This window comes from Bradyrhizobium sp. USDA 4454 (assembly GCF_054822705.1).
Genome location: NZ_JBTRCN010000001.1, coordinates 1,877,478 through 1,895,449 on the forward strand (window position 1 = coordinate 1,877,478; position 17,972 = coordinate 1,895,449).

Annotated in this window: 18 protein-coding genes; 9 read left to right on the forward strand and 9 right to left on the reverse strand. The window is 65.2% G+C overall.

Features of this window, described 5'->3' with window-relative positions:
• Nucleotides 1–135 precede the first annotated feature (135 nt).
• A complete protein-coding gene (locus tag ACVIW0_RS08470; RefSeq protein ID WP_461351902.1) occupies nt 136–447 on the reverse strand; it encodes a hypothetical protein in 312 nt (103 codons plus the stop codon).
• 767 nt (nt 448–1,214) lie between these two features.
• Here ACVIW0_RS08470 and mobB point away from each other — a divergent pair.
• From mobB to ACVIW0_RS08490, 4 genes are all read left to right on the forward strand, one after another.
• Nucleotides 1,215–1,742, forward strand: coding sequence for a molybdopterin-guanine dinucleotide biosynthesis protein B (gene mobB / locus ACVIW0_RS08475; RefSeq protein ID WP_461351903.1), 528 nt, complete (start codon nt 1,215–1,217; stop codon nt 1,740–1,742).
• Nucleotides 1,743–1,789: 47 nt separating this feature from the next.
• Nucleotides 1,790–2,059, forward strand: a complete 270-nt coding sequence (locus tag ACVIW0_RS08480) for a sulfurtransferase TusA family protein (RefSeq protein WP_461351904.1) — start codon at nt 1,790–1,792, stop codon at nt 2,057–2,059.
• A gap of 323 nt (nt 2,060–2,382) precedes the next feature.
• Complete coding sequence (locus tag ACVIW0_RS08485) at nt 2,383–4,038, forward strand: OFA family MFS transporter (protein WP_461351905.1); 1,656 nt, start codon at nt 2,383–2,385, stop codon at nt 4,036–4,038.
• Nucleotides 4,039–4,131: 93 nt separating this feature from the next.
• Entirely contained in the window at nt 4,132–4,383 is a 252-nt protein-coding gene (locus tag ACVIW0_RS08490; RefSeq protein ID WP_461351906.1) for a hypothetical protein, read from the forward strand.
• Nucleotides 4,384–4,706: 323 nt separating this feature from the next.
• Here ACVIW0_RS08490 and lon read toward each other — a convergent pair whose 3' ends face one another.
• From lon to corA, 3 genes are all read right to left on the reverse strand, one after another.
• Nucleotides 4,707–7,085 (reverse strand): endopeptidase La, encoded by a 2,379-nt coding sequence (gene lon, locus ACVIW0_RS08495; RefSeq protein WP_461351907.1) that lies wholly within the window; start codon nt 7,083–7,085, stop codon nt 4,707–4,709.
• 11 nt (nt 7,086–7,096) lie between these two features.
• The gene (locus tag ACVIW0_RS08500) at nt 7,097–7,504 is read right to left on the reverse strand and encodes an Hsp20/alpha crystallin family protein (protein WP_461351908.1); all 408 of its coding nucleotides are present in this window, start codon (nt 7,502–7,504) and stop codon (nt 7,097–7,099) included.
• A 180-nt stretch (nt 7,505–7,684) separates the two neighbouring features.
• Nucleotides 7,685–8,701, reverse strand: a complete 1,017-nt coding sequence (corA, locus tag ACVIW0_RS08505; RefSeq protein ID WP_461351909.1) for a magnesium/cobalt transporter CorA — start codon at nt 8,699–8,701, stop codon at nt 7,685–7,687.
• A gap of 246 nt (nt 8,702–8,947) precedes the next feature.
• Between corA and ACVIW0_RS08510 the strand changes: the two genes are divergently transcribed.
• Both ACVIW0_RS08510 and ACVIW0_RS08515 read left to right on the forward strand, forming a co-directional pair.
• Nucleotides 8,948–9,223 carry a hypothetical protein gene (locus tag ACVIW0_RS08510; protein ID WP_461351910.1) on the forward strand — a complete coding sequence of 92 codons (276 nt, stop codon included), beginning with the start codon at nt 8,948–8,950 and terminating at the stop codon, nt 9,221–9,223.
• A gap of 1 nt (nt 9,224) precedes the next feature.
• Nucleotides 9,225–9,389 carry a hypothetical protein gene (locus tag ACVIW0_RS08515; RefSeq protein ID WP_461351911.1) on the forward strand — a complete coding sequence of 55 codons (165 nt, stop codon included), beginning with the start codon at nt 9,225–9,227 and terminating at the stop codon, nt 9,387–9,389.
• Nucleotides 9,390–9,398: 9 nt separating this feature from the next.
• Here the strand turns inward: ACVIW0_RS08515 and ACVIW0_RS08520 are convergent, their stop codons facing one another.
• The 5 genes from ACVIW0_RS08520 to ACVIW0_RS08540 all read right to left on the reverse strand — a co-directional run bounded on the left by ACVIW0_RS08520 (nt 9,399) and on the right by ACVIW0_RS08540 (nt 13,523).
• Nucleotides 9,399–10,163 (reverse strand): slipin family protein, encoded by a 765-nt coding sequence (locus tag ACVIW0_RS08520; protein ID WP_461351912.1) that lies wholly within the window; start codon nt 10,161–10,163, stop codon nt 9,399–9,401.
• The gene (locus tag ACVIW0_RS08525) at nt 10,160–11,554 is read right to left on the reverse strand and encodes an NfeD family protein (protein WP_461351913.1); all 1,395 of its coding nucleotides are present in this window, start codon (nt 11,552–11,554) and stop codon (nt 10,160–10,162) included. The genes ACVIW0_RS08520 and ACVIW0_RS08525 overlap by 4 nt, the downstream gene beginning before the upstream one ends.
• A gap of 113 nt (nt 11,555–11,667) precedes the next feature.
• The gene (dapA, locus tag ACVIW0_RS08530) at nt 11,668–12,585 is read right to left on the reverse strand and encodes a 4-hydroxy-tetrahydrodipicolinate synthase (protein WP_461351914.1); all 918 of its coding nucleotides are present in this window, start codon (nt 12,583–12,585) and stop codon (nt 11,668–11,670) included.
• Nucleotides 12,586–12,594: 9 nt separating this feature from the next.
• Nucleotides 12,595–12,849, reverse strand: coding sequence for a hypothetical protein (locus ACVIW0_RS08535; RefSeq protein WP_461351915.1), 255 nt, complete (start codon nt 12,847–12,849; stop codon nt 12,595–12,597).
• Between the two features lie 209 nt (nt 12,850–13,058).
• On the reverse strand, nt 13,059–13,523 hold the full coding sequence (locus ACVIW0_RS08540) for a hypothetical protein (protein WP_461351916.1): 465 nt from the start codon (nt 13,521–13,523) through the stop codon (nt 13,059–13,061).
• A 387-nt stretch (nt 13,524–13,910) separates the two neighbouring features.
• Here ACVIW0_RS08540 and ACVIW0_RS08545 point away from each other — a divergent pair, with 387 nt between their 5' ends.
• From ACVIW0_RS08545 to kdpB, 3 genes are all read left to right on the forward strand, one after another.
• Nucleotides 13,911–14,000 (forward strand): K(+)-transporting ATPase subunit F, encoded by a 90-nt coding sequence (locus ACVIW0_RS08545; RefSeq protein WP_461351917.1) that lies wholly within the window; start codon nt 13,911–13,913, stop codon nt 13,998–14,000.
• Nucleotides 14,001–14,117: 117 nt separating this feature from the next.
• Entirely contained in the window at nt 14,118–15,821 is a 1,704-nt protein-coding gene (kdpA, locus tag ACVIW0_RS08550) for a potassium-transporting ATPase subunit KdpA (RefSeq protein ID WP_461351918.1), read from the forward strand.
• A gap of 24 nt (nt 15,822–15,845) precedes the next feature.
• The gene (gene kdpB / locus ACVIW0_RS08555) at nt 15,846–17,957 is read left to right on the forward strand and encodes a potassium-transporting ATPase subunit KdpB (protein WP_461351919.1); all 2,112 of its coding nucleotides are present in this window, start codon (nt 15,846–15,848) and stop codon (nt 17,955–17,957) included.
• Nucleotides 17,958–17,972 lie beyond the last annotated feature (15 nt).

Here is a 17,972-nt window from a genome sequence, read left to right on the forward strand (position 1 = left end):
AAGGCAGATGCTGTTAATATTGCCTTATGGGGCGGCGGTGGGAGCCGAATAACCCATTTATCTCGTTGGGATATCTGGGTTTGCTTGGGGTTCGGGCCCCGCGGGCACGGGATCATGGGCCGATGGCGATCCGGCTCAGTGCCGCATCGCCATTTCCACGAATTGCCGCACCGAGCTCGGAACTTCATCGTATTCGACGAAACGGCGCCGCAGCTCGTCGGCGATGTCGGTCGTGACGTCGCGCGACCATCCCTCGCTGGTATTGAAGGCCACGATGCGGACCGGATGGCTGTACTGGTCATCCAGCAGGCGGCGGATCAGCGTTTTCCGGTCGGAGCCTTCCTCTTCGGTTTCGCACCAGGCACGGCCAAGCCGGCCGAAATCGTTCAGCACCAGATAGGTGTCGTGGTCGACTTGATGCGGCACGATCGAAGGCGAGCGAGGCATGGATGATCCTCCAGCGCTTCATATTATCGTGTTCCGGCCGTCCCACGCATTGGAAACTTCGAGGTATATCCGCTGGATAGCAGGTTGGCCGGTGACGTGGGCGGAGGGCGACCGTTTTCTTGGAGCAAAGCGCTCCGTCGCTGATTATCCTTGGGTCACCGACATGAACCCGGTCGCGGGGCCGGTGGCTGAACGACTGATGGGGCTGCCACCCGTTCAGGGAGCGATGCGATGTCTAGAAGGCTTCGCTTTAGGAACACGACACTGGAAGAAGTGCTGGCGGCTGATGCGCAACGCCCGCGGAAGCGGGTGCGCGGCAAGCCCCCTAGAGAGGGCCAATCAGCAAGACCTGCCAGGCCGGGACGGCCGGTCGGTCAGCGGGCCGGTTGATTCCTGCAGGATAACGAGCCGCGGGATGAGCCCAATCGCGGCAGTCGGCGTTTTGTGCTGGCTTTACGCCCCCCAACGCCATCGCCCACCGGGTGGCGATGGCAGCGGCTTCCGATGGCTCGCGGTGTATCCGCTCGGCATGGTGTTCGGACTGTTCTTCCTGCCGCCCTGGCTGCTCGTCCCATCGGCAGGTTGCCGAGTTGCACGCCTTGGCGCCTGGTCGCGTTCGCTGTGTTTGTGGTCGCAACTGCTCCAGGAGTTTCCGCTGGCGCTCCACTAGGGGACCAGTCGCTCGTCACCCGCCGGCGCAGCTGGCATGACATGGCCTCAACGCTGATATAAGCAGCATTGGACGCTAAGTGCCTTCGGAGACGCGTATGAAAGTGATTGGCCTCGCGGGATGGAGCGGTGCCGGCAAGACCACCCTGCTGTCGCGGGTGATCCCCCATCTGCTCGGGCAGGGCTTGCGGGTTTCCGTGATCAAGCACGCCCATCACGAATTCGATGTCGACGTGCCCGGCAAGGATTCCTGGGTGCACCGGCAATCCGGCGCGACCGAGGTGCTGGTGTCCTCGACGCGGCGCTGGGCGCTGATGCACGAGCTGCGCGGCGCCGCCGAGCCGCGGCTGCCCGCATTGCTCGCCAAGATGGCGCCCGTCGATCTGGTCGTGGTTGAGGGATTCAAGCGCGAGCCGGTCAACAAGGTCGAGGTGTATCGCGCCGCCAATGGCAAGCCGCTGCTGTTTCCCGATGACCCGCGCGTGGTCGGGATCGCCAGCGACGTTGCCGTCAAGACCACGCTGCCGGTCGTGCATCTCGACGACATTGAGGACGTTGCCGAATTGATGCTGCGCGCCGCGATCCCGATCGACGACGTGCGCGCGTCGGCGCCCGCCGAAAGCTGAGCAGGTGGTGCGTTGACGATACATGACGGCTTCGCCATGGTCGGACCATGACAACGACCAAGCTCGATCTCACCGGCCTGAAATGCCCGCTGCCCGCGCTGAAGACACGCAAGGCGCTCAAGGGTGTGGCGGCCGGAGATTTCCTCGAAGTACACTGTACCGATCCGCTTTCGGTGATCGATATCCCGGCCCTGATCCAGGAGACCGGCGACAAGGTCGAGATCACCGAACGCAGCGATGTCCGGATCGTTTTCCTGATCGAGAAGATCAATGGAACGATAGATAAATCAAATGCTGCATCGCCGCGTACAGGCTAGATGCAGCTGAATATCTACCTTTTGCCTATCGACACCTATTTCCCCTTCTGCGCGAATTGATAATCTCCGCCGGGTCGTGCAGGTGAAGCTGCGCCCTGACGTAGGCATTTGGACGGACAAGAATCGGCCTGCGTCCTGATCGGGCAGCACGGCCAGGCATATCCGGTCGTATCGGGGGTTAGCATTTCCGAAAAAGCGCGTGGTTGGTCCCGGCGCATCGAGGGAATGTGCGGAGCAGCCGAGCCTACGGTTGCCGCAAGGGCTGAGACGGGATCGAAGACGCAGATGCGCCCGACGTAGCGGCGGCTGCAGGGGAGGTTGCAATGACGACGATGAGCAGCGCCGGACGCGTATCCGCGGCAGGCGCAGGATTTCTCGACAAGGAACACACGATCGCGACTGCCGGCTTCAACCGCTGGCTGGTGCCGCCGGCCGCGCTGTGCATCCATCTGTGCATCGGCATGGCCTACGGCTTCTCGGTATTCTGGCTGCCATTGTCGCGCGCGATCGGGCTGACCGCGCCGAAGGCGTGCCCCGATATTTCGCTGATCCAGGAACTGTTCACCACGACCTGCGACTGGAAGGTCGCGAGCCTGGGGTGGATGTATACGCTGTTCTTCGTGCTGCTCGGCGTCTCCGCCGCGATCTGGGGCGGCTGGCTCGAGAAGGTCGGTCCGCGCAAGGCCGGCTTCGTCGCGGCCCTGTGCTGGGCCGGCGGTCTCGTGATCGGCGCACTGGGCGTCTACACGCATCAGCTCTGGCTGATGTGGCTCGGCTCCGGCGTGATCGGCGGTGTCGGCCTCGGTCTCGGCTACATCTCGCCTGTGTCGACGCTGGTGAAATGGTTCCCGGATCGCCGCGGCATGGCAACCGGCATGGCGATCATGGGATTCGGCGGCGGCGCGATGATCGGCGCCCCGCTCGCCGACAAGCTGATGAACTATTTCAAGACCCCGACCTCGGTCGGCGTCTGGGAAACCTTCCTCGCGATGGGCGCGATCTACTTCGTGTTCATGATGATCGGAGCGTTCCGTTATCGCATTCCGCCGGCCGGCTGGCAGCCGGAGGGCTGGACACCGCCGGCGAAAGCCAACGCGATGATCTCGAGCAAGAACGTCCATCTCGACAATGCGCACAAGACGCCGCAGTTCTGGCTGATTTGGTGGGTGCTGTGCCTCAACGTGTCGGCGGGCATCGGCGTGATCGGCATGGCCTCGCCGATGTTGCAGGAGATCTTTGCGGGCAAGCTGATCGGGCTGCCCAATGTCGGCTTCAACCAGCTCGATGCCGGACAGAAGGCGCAGATCGCCGCGATCGCGGCCGGCTTTGCCGGATTGCTGTCGCTGTTCAACATCGGCGGCCGGTTCTTCTGGGCGTCGCTGTCGGACAAGATCGGCCGCAAGAACACCTACTACACGTTCTTCATTCTCGGCATCGTGCTCTACGCCTTGGCGCCGACCTTTGCCGCGATGGGATCGAAGCTCTTGTTCGTGCTCGGCTTCGGCGTCATCCTGTCGATGTATGGCGGCGGCTTCGCCACCGTGCCGGCTTATCTCGCCGACATGTTCGGTACCCAGTTCGTCGGCGCGATCCATGGCCGTCTGCTGACGGCATGGTCGACCGCCGGCATCATCGGTCCTGTGGTGGTGAACTACATCCGTGAATTCCAACTGGCCGCCGGCGTGCCGCGCGACCAGCTCTACAACACCACGATGTACATCCTGTGCGCCATGCTGGTCGCGGGCCTGATCTGCAATTACCTGATCAAGCCGGTCGATTCGAAGTGGCACATGAGCGACGCCGAGGTCGCCAAGCTGCAAGACGCGAGCGCCAGCGCCGCGGCGGCCGGCCCGCACGGCTCCTACGGCATCGGGTTTGGCGGGCTCGACGTCAAGGCGGCGCTGTTCTGGCTGTTCGTCGGCATTCCGCTGGCCTGGGGCGTCTACATGACGCTGCTCAACGCGGTCAAAATCCTCTGATCGCAGACCGGTCGCGCGCGGGACATCTTGCGTCCCGTGTGCGACTGCGCTGGCATGTTCAATTCAACGGATAATCAAAGGGAATTTTCAGCCATGTATCGTACCGCAAGCTGCGTTGTGGCCGCCTTGCTTCTCGCCGGCTCGCTGCACACCGCAGCGGCCCAGAGCACGACCGAGGCCAAGCCGTCGAAGGTCAAGATCACCATGCAGAAGCTGAAGGACATGAAGGCGAAGTGGAGCGCCAACAGGCCCAAGCTGAAGGCCTGCCGCAAAGAGGTGAAGCAGAAGGGCCTGACCGGCGACGATCGCTGGTTCTACATCGAAGATTGCATGGGCAAGAGCTGAGCGACATCGCTCTTGCATTCGCTGGAGAGAGCACGCCGTGCGGCGCCCCTCTCCCTAACCCTCCCCCGCAAGGGGGGAGGGAACCCGTCCGCCAGTGCCTCCCTTACACATTCGGTGCTCAGACCGTCCGAGACCTAGTTAGCTGGTGCTCGCAGTGCTCGGTGCATGACCTTGCAGCTATCCGAACACCGTCTGTGCCTTCTGCGCAGCGTAACGTGAGGTGAGCACATCGGTTGGGCTCCCTCCCCCCTTGCGGGGGAGGGTGGGGAGAGGGGTGAGCCCCGGGCGAGAGATCAACGCGGAGCATCATCCGCCGCCGCCACTCACTCCGCCGCCGCAGACGTGGCCTTGGCGGGCTCCAGCGCGGCGGCGATCGCCTCGTCGACCCGTTCGAGCCAGATGAACTCGAGCTTGGCGCGGGCGCCGGCCGGGATCTCGTCGTAGTCGCGCTTGTTGCGCGCCGGCAGCATCACCCGGGTCAGGCCGGCGGCCGCGGCGGCGACCACCTTCTCCTTGATGCCGCCGACCGGAAGCACCAGGCCGCGCAGCGAGATTTCGCCGGTCATCGCGGTGTCGCTGCGCACGGTGCGGTCGGTCAACAGCGAGGTGAGGGCGGTGAACATCGCAACGCCTGCGCTCGGGCCGTCCTTGGGCGTCGCGCCAGCGGGAACGTGGACGTGGATGTCGCTCTTCTCGAACACGACAGGATCGATGCCGAGCTGGGAGGCGCGGCTTTTCACCAGGGTCAGCGCGGCCTGCACGCTCTCGCGCATGACGTCGCCGAGTTGTCCGGTGATCATCAGCCCGCCCTTGCCCGGCGTCCGCGAGGCCTCGATGAACAGGATGTCGCCGCCGACCGGGGTCCAGGCCAGGCCTGTCGCGACGCCCGGGATGCTGGTGCGCTGCGCGATCTCGTTCTCGAAGCGTGGCTGGCCGAGCAGCGCCACGATATCCTTTGGCGCGATGGTGACGTGGCTGGTGCTGCCCTCGGCGATCTGCACTGCGACATTGCGCAGCACCTTGCCGATCTCGCGTTCCAGATTGCGGACGCCGGCCTCGCGGGTGTAGCTCTTGATGATCAGCCGCAGCGCATCCGGATCGATCTCGACCTGATCGGCCTTGATGCCGTTGGCCTCGAGCTGGCGGCGTACCAGATAGCGCTTGGCGATCTCGAGCTTCTCATCCTCGGTGTAGCCGGGAAGGCTGATCAGCTCCATGCGGTCGAGCAGCGGGCCCGGCACGCCGTCGAGCATGTTGGCGGTGGCGATGAACACGACGCGCGACAGGTCGAACGGCACGCCGAGGTAATTGTCGCGGAAGGTCGAGTTCTGCTCGGGGTCGAGCACCTCGAGCATCGCCGCCGACGGATCGCCCTGGACGCCGCGGCCCATCTTGTCGATCTCGTCCAGCATCATCACGCAATTGCGCGCGCCGGCCTTCTTGATCGCCTGGATGATGTTGCCGGGCAGCGCGCCGATATAGGTGCGGCGGTGGCCGCGGATCTCGGCCTCGTCATGCACGCCGCCGAGCGAGACGCGGACGAATGGCCGCGCCATCGCGCGCGCGATCGATTGGCCGAGCGAGGTCTTGCCGACGCCGGGGGGACCCAAGAAGCACAGGATCGGCGCCTTGCCGCCGGGCGCGAGCTTGCGCACCGCGAGATATTCGATGATGCGGCTCTTGATCTTCTCGAGGCCATAATGGTCATGGTCGAGGATCTTGCGCGCTTCGGAGATGTCGATCGGCTTCTCCTCCGGCAGGCTCCAGGGCAGATCGATCAGCCAGTCGAGATAGCTGCGGACCATGCCGGCTTCGGCCGCCGCTTCCGGCATCCGCTCGTAGCGGCGCAGTTCCTTCTGCGCCTGGCCCTCGGCCTCCGGCGGCATCTTGGCATCCGCGATCGCCTTGGTCAGCTCGGCGACCTCCGCGGCCTTGCCGTCGCCCTCGCCGAGCTGGCGCTGGATGGTCGCCATCTGCTCGCGCAAGATGGCCTCGCGCTGCCGCTCGTCGAACACCGCCTTGGTCTTCTGCCCGATCTCCTGGCTCAGCCGCAGCACCTCGATGCGCTCGGCGAGATGCCGCGAGACCTTGTCCATCCGCGCCACGAGATCGATGGTCTCGAGGATGTCCTGCTTCTCCGCCGGCTTGATGTCCATGTAAGAGGTCGCAAGGTCGGCCAGCGTTGCCGGCGACGTCGTGCCTTGCAGCGCGGCGATCAATTCGGGCGGCGTCTGCGGCAGCAATTGCGCGGCCTCCAGCGCCTGGCGCTGCAGATTGAGAAAGCGCGCCTCGATCTCGGGCGAGGTGGTGGTCGGCTCCGGGATCTGCAGCACGCGCGCCGCGAGGAACGGCGTGCCGGGCAGATAATCGAGCACGCGCATGCGCTGCACGCCCTGGCAGACCAGATGATGGCTGTCGTCGGCGCCGGTGATGTAGCGCACGATGTTGGCGACGGTGCCGACGCGGTAGAGCCCGTCTGGACCGGGATCGTTGGTCTCGGGATCGCGCTGCAGCAGGATGCCGATCGGCCGCTGCTCGCGCACCGCCTGTTGGGCGGCGGCAATCGAGGTCGCACGCGCGATCGTGATCGGGATGATGACATCCGGAAACAGCACGGTGTTGCGGACGGGGACGATGATCATCGCATCGCTCGGGATCGCCGCCGAGGTCGATGCCGGGCTTGATATATCTGATGCAGCCATGGCGAAATCCCTCAGCTCGATTTTCCGAGCCGCAGGCCGACGCAGCCATGCGCGGCAAAGCGGCTGATGGTGTAGCGGCCGGTCGGCAGCGCGATGCGGCGCTCGAAGCGGCCCTGCGGCAATTCAAGGCGCAGGATGCGGGCGTTGCGGAGCTCAGCGGGCAAGGTGCGGCGGCCGGAGATCACCAGCGTGCCGCCGTCGAGCGCGGCCTCGACCTCGTCGGGATCGACCCCCGGCAGCGCGACCAGGATCAGGATCTCCTGCTCGGTCTCGATCACGTCCATCGGCGGTTCCCAGCTCGGTTCGCTGCTGCCTGCGCGCGGGTGGATGTTCAGGAAACTCTGGTGCAACCGTTCCGCCCGGGCAAGCGCCTCGATCGCGTCTGTCAGCATCCAGTTGGTCTGATCTTTGGGCCGCATGGGGCGTCTCCACGTCGCATTGGGAGGCGAGGTTACCGGTCTTGCCGCCGACCGTAAACCGGCCCCTCGCGTTTCCGATCGAGGGGTAAAATTGTCCGTAATGTCGCGATTTGCGGCATGGCTGCGATGCGCCGTCACATTCTGCGCCGGATCAGATGGGTGCGATGTTCTGATCGCGGCCTACAGCCAGCCGGAACGCCTGAACCGCCAGAACAGCCCGCCGCATGCGAGCAGCATCAGGCCCATCACGACAAAATAGCTGTATTCCCATTGCAGCTCCGGGATGTACTTGAAATTCATGCCGTAGATGCCGGCAACCGCGGTCGGCACGGCAACGATCGCAAGCCACGAGGCGAGCTTCTTGGAGATCGCCGTTTCCTGCGCCTGACCGACCAGCAGACTTGCTTCGAACGCAAAGGCGAGCACCTCGCGCAGCGAGTCGATTCGTTCCTGGATGGTGCGGACGTGGTCGGTGACGTCGCGGAACAGCGGGCGCATGGTGGCGCGCACCATTGGTAGATCGTCGCGCTCCAGCCTGCGGCAGACCTCCACCAGTGGCCCGACCGCGTTGCGCAGGCGCAGCAGGTCCCGCCGCAACAGATAGAGCCGCTCGATCTGCGCCCGCGTCATCGCGCTCGCCAGCACCTCCGCCTCCATCGCCTCGACCTCTTCCTGGATGGTCTCGAGCACCGGGGAGTAATTGTCGACGATGAAATCGAGGATGGCATAGAGAATGTAGTCCTCGCCTCGGGCAAGCGCGCGCGGACAGCTCTCGCAGCGCTCGCGGACCGGCGTGTAGGACGTCGAGGCGCCGTGCCGGACCGAGACGATGTAGCCCTCGCCGACGAACAGATGCGTCTCGCCGAATGCGATGCTCTCTCCGTCGAGTTGAGCGGTGCGCGCCACGATGAACAGCGCATCGCCATATTGCTCGATCTTCGGCCGCTGATGCGCGTGATCGGCGTCCTCGATCGCGAGGTCGTGCAGCTGAAATTGGCGCTGCAGGCTGCTTAGCAGCGTCATGTCGGGCTCGTGCAGGCCGATCCACACCACGTGATCCGGCTTGGTGCGCCAGCTCGCGGCCTCATCGATTGGGATATTGGCGATGCGGCGTCCCTCGACATAGACGCCTGCCGCGATCACGCCATCAGGGGGGACCGGCCCGGCGGTTGCGGTAGTTGGCGATACGAGGTCCATGGTCGCTACCCTCGGTCATCGAACCCGCTTGATGCGATTGGTTGCCAAAAGGCTAGCACTGAATGCGCGCTGGTCAACACGGGCAGGGGCGTGGCGCTCCGGCCCGTGCCGGCCGGCACGACGCGGGGTGACCTTCTTTATGCGGCTCCTATGCCGCACCGCGGCGTGCCCTCTCGAATTCCTACGGCCTTCCCAGCATCTTTGGTGTGGCGCGGCGCTCGCGCGTCGCCACCAGGAAGGTGGGACATGACCCTGCTCCATGTACAGGATGTCCGGCGGCATGGTTCGGCCGGTGCGATGCCCGCGATGCTGCGGCGGAGCATCCGGCGGATTGGTCTCGCCTTCAGGACGCTTCACCGCGCCATCGCCGCGGCCAAGATCCATCGGCTGCGCAACGAGCTGCTGCTGCATCGCGGACATGAGGTGTGGGCGCGGACCCACCTTGATGTCGGCATGCCCGGTGGCGATGCCGAAAGATATCCGCGCCCGCCGGTCGTGCTCGGCGAGAGATGGGATTACTGAGATGGGCGCGGTGACATTCATCGCTGCCCTGCTGTGCCGTGTCGCGGACGGGCTGCTCAAATTCCTCGCCTGGATCGGCGAGGAGCCGATCGGCACCTATCGGCCCGAGGCGCACGACATGCGCGGCGCGGGACCAGCGTGGCGAGCCAAGCATCACGGACATTAGCAACTCCGATCACCTCGCCGGCTCGCCTCGTCGCGTCAAATGATCGAGCAGGTTCATCGGCAGCGGGAACACCACGGTCGAGGAGCGCTCGCCGGCGATGTCATGCAGTGCCGCGAAATAGCGCAGCTGCATCGCCTGCGGCTCCTGGGCCAGGATCCGGCCGGCCTCGACCAGCTTCTCGGCGGCCTGCTGCTCGCCCATCGCGTTGATCACCTTGGCTCGCCGCAGCCGTTCGGCTTCGGCCTGCTTGGCGATCGCCCGCACCATGGTTTCATTGAGATCGATATCCTTGATCTCGACCGCGGTGACCTTGATGCCCCAGACGTCGGTCTGCTTGTCGAGGGTCTCCTGGATATCCGCGTTGAGCCGGTCGCGTTCCGCGAGCATCTCGTCGAGCTCGTGCTTCCCGAGCACCGAGCGCAGCGTGGTCTGGGCCAGCTGGCTGGTTGCGGCCATGTAGTCGCTGACCTTGATGATGGCGCGCTCGGGATCGACGATGCGGAAGTAGAGCACGGCGTTGACCTTGACCGAGACGTTGTCGCGCGAAATCACGTCCTGCGGCGGCACCACCTGCACCACCACCCTGAGGTCGACCTTCACCAGCTGCTGCACCACCGGAATCAGGATGATCAGCCCCGGACCCTTCACCCCGGTGAAACGGCCGAGCGTGAAGATGACGCCGCGCTCGTATTCGCGCAGCACGCGCACCGCCTGGGTCAGGAAGATGATGATCAGCAACGCAATCGCCGCGTAGGTGAAATAATCAAGCATCATGCTTTACCTCCTTCGCCGGCGGATGCCGGCGCACGCCGCACCACCAGCGTCAAATCGACGATGTTGGCGACCTCGACCGTCTCGCCGGCCTTGAATGCCTCGGTGCCCCGCGCCTGCCAGCGCTCACCATTGGCGAAGACGTGGCCCGTGGTCTCGGACCAGTCGAGCACCTCGGCCGCTAGTCCGCGCATGGCCTGCGCGCCAAGCCGGATTGGGCCGTTACGCGCGCGGCGCAGCGCGCCGAGCACGACGAGGATGAGGCCTGTGAACATCGCCGCGACGATGCCGATCACCGACCATGACAACCGGTATCCGGGCGCCTCGACTCGGAACAGCATGGCGGCGCCCAGCACGAAGGCGACGATTCCGCCGAGGCCGATCACAACCGTTGGATTGAAGGCCTCGATCGCGAGCAGCGCGATGCCGACCAGCATCAAAGCGAAACCGGCATAGTTGATCGGCAGCATGTTCAGTGCGTAAAGGCCGAGCAGCAGGCAAATCGTGCCGACCACGCCGGGCGCCACGGCACCGGGCGACATGAATTCGAAGATCAGGCCGTAGATGCCGACCATCAGCAGGACGAATGCGATGTTGGGGTCGGTGATGACGGCAAGCACGCGCGCGAGCCAGGTCGGATCGATCGCTTCGATCACGGCATCCCTGGTCGCCAGAGCTTGTGTCTTGCCGCCGGCAAGCTCCACCGTGCGGCCATCGACCTGCCTGAGCAGGCCGGCCGTATCATGCGCGGTGAATTCGATGACATGGGCCTGCAACGCGGCGTTGGCGGAGAGGGTGGCGGCGTCGCGGACCGCCTTCTCGGCCCAGTCGGCATTGCGGCCGCGCAGTTCGGCGAGGCTGCGGATGAAGGCAACGGCATCGTTCGTCACCTTCGCCGTCATGGCGTCCTTGGTCTCCGACGCGCTGCCGCCGTCCTTCTCCTTGGTGCCCTTGTCCGGGGTGCTGCCCGGCAGGCCCGGCAGCGGGCCCCCGATCTGCACCGGCGTCGCGGCGCCGATATTGGTGCCCGGCGCCATGGCCGCGAGATGGGCCGCATAGAGGATATAGGTCCCGGCGCTCGCGGCATGGGCGCCGGAGGGCGCAACGTAGCCGACGACGGGAACGGACGAGGCCAGCACGTCGGCGATGACCTCGCGCATGCTGGTGCTGAGACCGCCCGGCGTGTTCAGGCGCAGGATGACGATCTCGGCGTGCCGCTCGGCCGCTTTGGCCAGCGCATCCTTCACGTAGCTGGCCGATGCCGGGCCGATCGCGCCGTCGATCGAAATGGTTAGGGCAAGGCGGTTACTGTCCGCGGCCGTGCCGGGACGGATGGAGAAAACCAGGGCGACCAGGACGGTCGCCATAACGAGAGCCGCCTTGAGGGTCTGCACGGCAAGCACTCCCTTGCCGTGGATATGGGGCGCCGCTCGGGAACCTCAATATGGCGCGGTTTCACGGGGCCGTGCGCTGATCCCATTGTGCATTGCGATGGCTTTCGCAAATCTCAGCGCGCTGCTCCGAGATACGCGTCGGCAAGCTCGGCCATCGCCTGCGCGACCGCGTCCCTTGCCGGTCCGCCGAGTTGAACGATCGGCAGCCGAGTCGCCGGCTGGATGAACCCCAGCAGAGCCAGTGCGAACTTCAACGCGGCAGGGTGGTCGCGCTCCAGCAGCGTTGCGAGCGGCACCAGCCGCTGGTGCAACTCCCGCGCCTGATACAACCGCCCCGCGCGGAAATGTCGGTGGATGGCCACGGACAGATCGGGCGCGACGTTTGCCACGGCCGAGATACAGCCATCACCGCCGGCCGCGAGCCAGGCGAGCGATGATGCGTCGTCGCCGGTCAACATGCGGAAGGTCGCCGGCAGACGCGAGCGCAGGCGCAGCATGCGGGCGACGTCACCGCTACCGTCGCGCAGTCCGATGAACCCCGGCACTGCGGCGAGCTCGAGCAGGATTTCATCCGGAAGCCCCTTGACCGTCCGCTGTGGAATGTCGTGCAGGATCACCGGCAGCGTGGTGGCCGCAGCGACGACGCGGAAATGCGCCGCCATGCCCTGCGGCATCGGCTTGTTGTAATAGGGCACCACCGACATGATGGCGTCGGCTCCGGCCTCCTCCGCCGCGCGGGTGAACGTGACGGCCCGATCGGTCGCGTTCGACCCGGCACCGGCAATGATGCGGACACGCTTGCGCGCGACGTTGGCGGCGATGCGAACCAGCTGCGCGCGCTCTGCTGGCTCCAGCGTCGAGCTTTCGCCCGCGGTCTCACCGACCAGCAGCGCCGAGGCGCCGGCTGCGATCTGGCGCTCGCACAGCCGGCCGAACGCCGCGGTGTCGATCTCGTCCCGGTGAGTGAAGGGCGTCGGAAGATCCGGGATGAAGCCCGACAGCCAATCGGCCGTGCCAGCTTGCGCAGTCATGGGAGTGGCTCAGGCCATGCGGCTTGCGGGAAGCCTTGCGGTCTCGCCGCTCATATCGAGCTCGATCTCACGCGACAGCTCGACGATCATTTCGCGGTGCTGGCCGTTCTCGAACAGCGCGTATTTGACGGCCTGGGCGCGGTTGACGAACAGGCCGCCATAGAGGCCGTTCTGCTGCTGGGCAACCCATTGGCCGCGATGGTTGCGGCCGATGAAGACGATGCTGGATGCTGCGCTACACGAGGGAGGTTCGACGAGTTTCACTGACGTGGTCCTTGAAGTTTAAGTCACGCGATCAATGTCGGTGTTGCCGGATATGAAATCGAGCACGAGCGGGCAGCGACGTCATAGGAGCGGCATAGGATTTTCGGGGATGGTTCAGAGACCCTGGATGAGGCCGCTGCCGAGCGCGCATGACCTGGACCGACAGCAGCTGCCGCGGCAGTTGTTTCGCGTTCACGATTGCGCCGCCATCAGCCGATATTGTCGACGAACAGCGGCTCGTGCAGCGCGCGGGTCTCGCAGCGGACGGTCGGCACGCTGGTGCGATTCTCCGGCGCCGAGATCCGCTGCGCTTCGACGAACGCGCAGAGGATCGCGAGCGCGAGATCGGCATGGCGGGTCTCGATCGACTGGTCGAGCCAATCGGGCAGCTCGCGCTCGCGCGACAACGCGCAGTGCCACTCGCCTTCGTCATAAACCAGGCGGCGGACCTGCCATTGCGGAAGTTCGAGATCGAGCAGCGCGATCGCGGCATCGGTCCAGGCGCCGGACTGGATCAGGCGCTCGACGCGCGAGGTCTTGGCGCTTTGCCCGGCCGAAGGAAAGCGCCGGCAGGTCTGGCTGATGATGTCGGTCATGAACTCGGCGGTGACAGCGTAAGCGTCGCGCAGCCGTTCGCCGAGCTCGGTCGAGGTGGAGTGGGATAGTGCTGACATGACGTCATCTCGTTTCGGGCGCGGCCCAAAGCATTGGCCGCAGGCCCAAAATGGCCGGGGCGCCATTTGAAAGCGAGACGAGGCGAGGCGCGGAGATATAGGGATTCCATAAAGACCCCAGCGTCGTCCCGGCCTTCGCCGGGACGACGATTACGGAGGCACTTATGCAATTCCTATAACGTCCTTATTCGCCACCTCTCGAAAACCTATGCCCCGGATGGCACCTCACGGCCATCCGGCGCGGAGCCCTTATACGGTCGTCCCGCGCCTCTCGGATGCATAGGAGTCTCACATGATGGACATTCTCATGGCTGCGCTCGCGATCGGCTTCTTCGCGGCCGGCATCGGCTATGCCTACGCCTGCGAACGGCTGTAGGGGAGGCGGCGATGGTCTTCGATTACTCGCTCGCCGGCCTCGTCTCGCTCGGCCTGCTGTTCTACCTCACCTACGCGCTGCTGCGGCCGGAACGCTTCTAGGCCCAGCGATGTCAGCGCTTTGCACAATTCTGTTGGCCGACGCGGTACTGACCGGGCTCTTGCTCGGCATATTCGCGTCGCTGCTGCGCTTCGCACCCATTCGAAAGGTTTGACGCGATGACCGTCATCGGCTGGATTCAAATTATTCTGTTCTGCGTGATCGTGATCGCGCTGGTCAAGCCGCTCGGCTGGTACATGACCCGTGTATTCAACGGCGAGCGTACCTTCCTCTCGCCCGTGCTGCGCCCCGTCGAGCGCGGCATCTACTGGGTCGGCGGCGTCGATGAGCGGCGCGAGCAGCACTGGCTGACCTACACGGTTGCCATGCTGCTGTTCCATGTCGGCGGCTTCGCCCTGATCTACGGGCTGATGCGGCTGCAGGCGGTGCTGCCGTTCAACCCGGCCGGACAGACCGCGGTGGCCGAAGATCTCTCCTTCAACACGGCGATCTCCTTTATCACCAACACCAACTGGCAGAACTACGGCGGCGAGAGCACGCTGTCCTATCTGGTCCAGATGCTGGGCCTGACCCACCAGAACTTCCTGTCGGCGGCGACCGGCATCGCGCTGGCGATGGCGCTGATCCGCGGCTTCACCCGTTCGTCGATGCGCACGGTGGGCAATTTCTGGGTCGATGTGACGCGCTGCACGCTCTATGTGCTGCTGCCGGTCTGCATCGTCTACACACTGTTCCTGGTCTGGCAGGGCATGCCGCAGACGCTCGGCGCCTATGTCGATGCCACCACCTTGGAGGGTGGCAAGCAGACCATCGCGCTCGGGCCGGTGGCCTCGCAGGTCGCGATCAAGATGCTCGGCACCAATGGCGGCGGCTTCTTCAACGCCAACGCCGCGCATCCGTTCGAGAATCCGACCGCGCTGTCGAACCTCGTGCAGATGGTCTCGATCTTCGCGCTCGGTGCTGCGATGACCAACGTGTTCGGCCGCATGGTCGGCAACGAGCGCCAGGGCTGGGCGATCCTTGCCGTGATGGGCGTGCTGTTCATCGCCGGCGTCACCATCACCTATTGGGCGGAAGCCAACGGCACCTCGGCGCTGCAGGCGCTGGATCTCACCGGCGGCAACATGGAGGGCAAGGAGGTCCGCTTCGGCATCGTCGCGTCCTCGCTGTTCGCCGTCGTCACCACAGCGGCGTCCTGCGGCGCGGTCAACGCCATGCATGACAGCTTCACTGCGCTCGGCGGCATGATCCCGCTGATCAACATGCAGCTCGGTGAGGTCATCATCGGCGGTGTCGGCGCTGGGTTCTACGGCATGCTGCTGTTCGTCGTGCTCGCGATCTTCGTCGCCGGCCTGATGGTCGGCCGCACCCCGGAATATGTCGGCAAGAAGATCGAGGCGCGCGAGGTCAAGATGGCGATGCTGGCGATCCTGGTGCTGCCGTTGATGTATCTCGGCTGGACCGCGGTCGGCGTGGTGCTGCCGTCGGCAGTGGCCTCAATGGCCAATGCCGGCCCGCACGGCTTCTCCGAGGTGCTCTATGCCTTCACCTCGGCGACCGGCAATAACGGCTCGGCCTTCTCCGGCCTCACCGGCAATACGCTGTTCTACAATCTGACGCTGGCGTCGGCGATGTTCGTCGGCCGCTTCTTCATGATCGTGCCGGCGATGGCGATCGCGGGTTCGCTGGTCGAGAAGAAGTCGATCCCGGCCTCGGCCGGCACCTTCCCGACCACCGGCGGCCTGTTCGTCGGCCTCGTCATCGGCGTGATCCTGATCATCGGCGGTCTCACCTTCTTCCCGGCGCTGGCGCTCGGGCCGATCGTCGAGCACCTCGCTGACAACGCCAACACCCTGTTCTGATCCGATTTGTCCGGAGTGACATCCATGGAAACCACAAGACTGCAGAAGCAGGTCACGGCGTCGACCATCCTCGACCCGAAGATCCTGGTGCCGGCGATCACATCGGCCTTCGTCAAGCTCGACCCGCGGCTGATGGCGAAGAACCCGGTGATGTTCGTCGTCGAGGTCGTGGCCGCGCTGACCACGGTCATCTTCGTGCGCGACCTCGTCACCGGCAGCGCCAACCTCGGCTTCACCTTCCAGATCATCCTCTGGCTCTGGTTCACGGTGCTGTTCGCCAACTTCGCCGAGGCCATCGCCGAAGGCCGCGGCAAGGCGCAGGCGGAGTCACTGAAGAAGACCCGCACCGAGAGCCAGGCCAAGCTTTTGACCGGCACCGACCGGACCTATCGCATGGTGCCCGGCACCTCGCTGAAGGTCGGCGACATCGTGCTGGTCGAGGCCGGCGACAACATTCCGTCCGACGGCGAGGTGATCGAAGGCGTTGCCTCGGTCAACGAGGCGGCGATAACAGGTGAATCCGCGCCTGTGATCCGCGAGTCCGGCGGCGATCGTTCGGCGGTGACCGGCGGCACCCAGGTGCTGTCGGACTGGATCCGCGTCCGCATCACCGCAGCCCAAGGCTCGACCTTCATCGACCGCATGATCAAGCTCGTCGAGGGCGCAGAGCGGCAGAAGACGCCGAACGAGATCGCGCTCAACATCCTGCTCGCCGGCCTCACCATCATCTTCGTGTTCGCGACCGTGACGATCCCGAGCTATGCGGCTTATGCCGGCGGCTCGATCTCGGTCGTGGTGCTGGTGGCGCTGTTCGTCACGCTGATCCCGACGACGATCGGCGCGCTGTTGTCGGCGATCGGCATCGCCGGCATGGACCGCCTGGTGCGCTTCAACGTGCTGGCGATGTCCGGCCGCGCGGTGGAGGCCGCCGGCGACGTCGACACGCTGCTGCTGGATAAGACCGGAACCATCACGCTCGGCAACCGCCAGGCGACAGCGTTTCGTCCGATCCGCGGCATCTCCGAGCAGGACCTCGCCGACGCGGCGCAACTTGCTTCGCTCGCTGACGAGACGCCGGAGGGTCGCTCGATCGTGGTGCTTGCCAAGGAGAAATACGGCATCCGCGGCCGCGAGATGCACGAGCTTCATGCGACCTTCGTTCCGTTCACCGCGCAGACCCGCATGAGCGGCATCGATGCCGGCGCAATGTCGGTCCGCAAGGGCGCGGTGGATGCCATCCTCGCCTATGTCGACGGCGGCGCGCCCCGCACGGTGGCCTCCGGCAACACCGTCCGGGCGGTCGCGGCGAACATGAGCCCCGAGGCGCGCGAGATCCAGGCGATCGCCGACGAGATCGCCAAGGCCGGCGGCACGCCGCTGGCGGTCGCCAAGGACGGCAAGCTGCTGGGCGTCGTGCACCTGAAGGACATCGTCAAGGGCGGCATCCGCGAGCGCTTCGCCGAATTGCGCCGGATGGGCATCCGCACCGTGATGATCACCGGCGACAACCCGATGACCGCGGCCGCGATCGCGGCCGAGGCCGGCGTCGACGACTTCCTGGCGCAGGCAACGCCTGAGGACAAGCTCAAGCTGATCCGCGATGAGCAGTCCAAGGGCAAGCTGGTCGCGATGTGCGGCGACGGCACTAACGACGCCCCGGCGCTGGCGCAGGCCGATGTCGGCGTCGCCATGAACACCGGCACGCAGGCCGCCCGCGAGGCCGGCAACATGGTCGACCTCGATTCCAACCCGACCAAGCTGATCGAGGTGGTCGAGATCGGCAAGCAGCTGCTGATGACCCGCGGCGCGCTGACCACTTTCTCGATCGCCAACGACGTCGCGAAATATTTCGCGATCATCCCGGCGATGTTCCTGGCGTTCTATCCGCAGCTCCAGGTGCTGAACGTGATGCACCTGGCGAGCCCACAGAGCGCGATCCTGTCGGCGATCATCTTCAACGCGCTGATCATTATCGCGCTGATCCCGCTGGCGCTGAAGGGCGTCAAGTATCGCGCCGTCGGTGCCGGTGCGCTGCTCAGCCGCAACCTGATGATCTATGGCCTAGGGGGCATCATCATCCCGTTCATCGGCATCAAGGCGATCGACCTCATCGTCGCCGCCTTGGGCCTGGCTTAACAAGGTTCGTCATTC